Origin of the sequence: Saccharomonospora iraqiensis subsp. iraqiensis, from assembly GCF_000430445.1 — a bacterium.
Taxonomy (GTDB): Bacteria; Actinomycetota; Actinomycetes; order Mycobacteriales; family Pseudonocardiaceae; genus Saccharomonospora; species Saccharomonospora iraqiensis.
On sequence record NZ_KE387046.1, the window covers coordinates 5356 to 8761 of the forward strand.

General features: G+C 74.0%; 1 protein-coding gene and 1 pseudogene. One reads left to right on the plus strand and one right to left on the minus strand.

Going from position 1 to position 3406, the window contains the following annotated elements:
• Positions 1-1076 (plus strand): annotated as a pseudogene (locus tag ACTIR_RS21485) (hypothetical protein); the annotation flags it as partial.
• A gap of 301 nt (positions 1077-1377) precedes the next feature.
• Here the strand turns inward: ACTIR_RS21485 and ACTIR_RS21490 are convergent.
• A partial coding sequence (locus ACTIR_RS21490) for an arabinosyltransferase domain-containing protein (protein WP_034238193.1) occupies positions 1378-3406 on the minus strand: 2029 nt, incomplete at its 5' end.

Here is a 3406-nt window from a genome sequence, read left to right on the forward strand (position 1 = left end):
TGCGCGGCGGGCCGACGGCGGACGCGACGGGGTGGCGCGCCTTCCGCCCCGCCCTGAATCGGGTCGTGCTCTCGACCACCGTGTTCCTGCTTCCGGTGGGGGCGTACCTGGCGTGGCGGCGGGTCACCTTCGGCCGGTGGGTGCCGAACACGTCGGTCGCCAAGGATCAGCAGCCACCGGAACCCTCCGACCTGACCCGGGTGGGTGAGCTGGTGTCCTACGTCGGCGCGCCGCTCGTGCTGCTGACGGTCGTGGCGCTCACGCTCGTGCTCACCCGCCCGCTGTGGTGGCGGGTGGGACTGGTCGCCCTGCTCGTGCCGCTCGGGCTGGCGGTGACGGCCTACTGCGTGCTCAACGCGGACTGGATGTCGCAGTACCGGTTCGCCACCCCGGTGTGGGTGCTCGGCGCCCTGGTGGGGGTGCTGACCACCGCGGAGGTGTTCCGCCGGTCGCGGACGGCACACCGGGCGTGGCTGGCGGGCGGGCTCGCGCTCGCGTTGACCGGCTCCGGTGCGGCGCTGGCCGACTCCGCCGACTCGTTCCGCGCCCGGGGCGACGTGACCCTGTGCAACGTGGCCGACCGTTCCGGACGGGTGTTCAACGCCTACGCCGACATCCTCGGACTGGAACGGGGGTCGCTGCTGAACCCGGACCTGGGTGGGGCGGCTCTGACCAGCAGGCTGGAGCTGGTGGACATGGCGGGCCTGGCCGAACCGCGCATCGCCGACCTGCTCGCCGCCGGGGACGGGGCCGGGTTGCGCGACTACGTCTTCGAGGAGGTGCGGCCGACGTTCATCCACTCCCGCGCCCCATGGAGCGCGGCCAACGGTCTCCCCGCCGACCCGCGGATGGCCCGCGACTACTTCCAGATCTACGAACACCCCCGCCCGGGCCCGAGCAACGGCGACTGGGTGCGCCGCGACGCCGTCCCGGACGCGGCGACCCTGGCGGAACTGCGGGAGTACGCGCACACGACGATGGCGCCGGTCGACCGGGCGAACAAGTCGGGTGAGTGGCCGCGCCGACAGTGCGGGGAAACCCTCCGCCCCGGCCAGACCACCGTCGGTCTCACCTGAGCGCCCCGGTGTCCGGGGAACGGGACGGGACGACACGCGCCGACAGAGCTGCGCGTGCGGGAACCGCAGTCCGTATGTTCAATGGCTCCGTGGTGACGGTTCAGATCATCGACGTCTCCGGCGAGGTGCGGGACATGCTCGCCGAGGCCGTGCGAAGGAGGCGAGCGCGGAACGTCACGTTGCTGAGGGAGCTGCGTGAGGTCGGTGGTGGGTATGTCGGGGATCCCGGCGAGGCCGCGGAGGAGCTCCGAGGGCACACATCGCACTCTTCGCCCTGAACACGGAGGTCGATCCGCGCCGGTCAGCCGTCGGGGCCGGGACCGTCGGACGGCACCGGGCCGGGGCCGGGGGACCACCAGCCGGTGCGGACCCGCTCGCCGCGCAGCACGGTCGGTTCGCGGCCGGTCTCGTACGGGCGGACGTCGTGCAGCGTGCCCCACGGCTGGTCCGGGTCGCCGGTAAGATAGCTCGGCACCTCGGGTTCGGCGGCGAGTTCCTCCAGGGTGCCGAGCATGCCCCCGGCGTCGGCGGCGGCCCATTCCGCCTCGTCGGCCAGGTCCCCCGCGGTGAGGTGGTACGCGGGCACGTCCAGAATGCCGTCGCGGATCTTGACCGGGTTCACGCACGGGTAGACGAAGGCGGCGGGCCAGTCCACGTAGACCGGCCGGTCGCCGACCTTGTCCGCCAGCGTGGTGAACGACGGGGCACGGGGCGCGGTCGCCGCGACCCAGCCGTCCTCGGTGAGGTCGTCGTCGTCCGCCGCGATCCGGACCGCCGCCGCACCCTCGGGCACGTCGGCGAGGTCGATCCGGACGTTGTGCCACTCGTCGGTGCCACCACCGGGGGCCAGCACCCGCCGGGTCTGCACGACCCGGGTTCCCCCGGGCGTCTGTTCGCCGAACTGGACGTCGACCGACGTGGCCTTGCCCGCGGGGGCGAACACCGTGACGACGAGCTGGTCGCCGTCCGCGTCGTCCAGCCCGTACCAGGGGGTACGCAGGTCCCCGGTGGGCGGTCCGGTCTCGCCGTAGCTGCTCCACATCGGGGTGTTGTCCGGGGTGAGGCCGTGCGGCGGCTCGGCCAGCGGGTCGCCGTCGGCGTCCGGTTCCGTGTGGAAGCCCTCGGCGGTGGCCTGCACCGGATCACCGCCCCCGGTGGGCACACCCGCCGCCGCCCGGGAGTCGTCCGGTACGACGGTGTGCTGCCGGGGCCCCGGCAGCGGGGACAGCACACTCGCCACGGGGTCGCGCTCCACGGTGACGTCGCGCCCCAGGCCGCACCCGGTGCCGGTGAGGTGGGCGAGATTGGCCGCGCCGAGGCTGTAGCTGTCGGACTGCGCCCACATCCCCTTGACCATGCTGCCGAACTCCGCGGTGATCACCAGGCCGCAGCCGACGATGAGCGCCAGCGACCCCCGCCACAGCGCCGACGACCGGCGTTCCGGCTCGCGGGGCGGGCCCGGGCGCCGGACGCGCAGGTTCTCCACGAAGGCGACCAGCGCCGCCACCGCGGCCGCCGCGGTGAGCAGTGTCGACGCGGGGATCCCGGCGAGTTCCGGCGGGATGTCGTGCCACGGCACCCCGATCCGGGAGACGAACCAGTAGGCGTTCGGCCCGGTCACCGACAGGGCCGCCACCAGCAGCAGTCCGGCGACGAACGCGGCGCGGTTGCGTTTCGAGCGCAGCACCGACGAGCTGGTGGCCGGTGCGGTCAACGCGCCCATCGCCGCGCCGACCCCGGCGAACGCGCCGAAATGGTGGGTCCACTTGGTGGGGGTCAGCGCGAGCAGCACGAAGAACAGCGCCACCGTGCCGATCAGCCGCCTGCTCGGGCCGAGCGCGGTGCCCGGGATGCGGTCCCGGCGCAGCAGCACGGCCAGGCAGGTGGCGGTGCTCAGCATCAGCAGCAGTACCGGGAACCGCCGGGTCGCGGCGCCGTCCGCGCTCTCGGCGAACAGCAGTTCGTAGCGCTCCAGCTCCTCGAACCAGGACAGGCTGGGGCCGACCGCGTTCCGCAGCCGGACGGCTTCCAGCACCGAGGCGTACGTCTGGTCGGCGAACACGACGAACAGCACCACGAGCCCGGCCGCGCCGATCGGCACGAGCACCGGCGGCCACCCGTGCCGGGCCCGCTCCCGGACCAGGTGCAGCAGCGGTTTCGCCGCGACGAGGAACGGCGCCACGGCGATCAGCCCGGTGGGCGTGGCCGCGAAGGTGAACGCGGCGGCGGACAGCCCGAGGCACAGCGGCAGCATCCGCCGGGTGGCCAGGGTGCGCTCCACCGCGTACAGCGCCAGCAGCGACCCGACGGCCGCGACCGGCTCGGGCCGG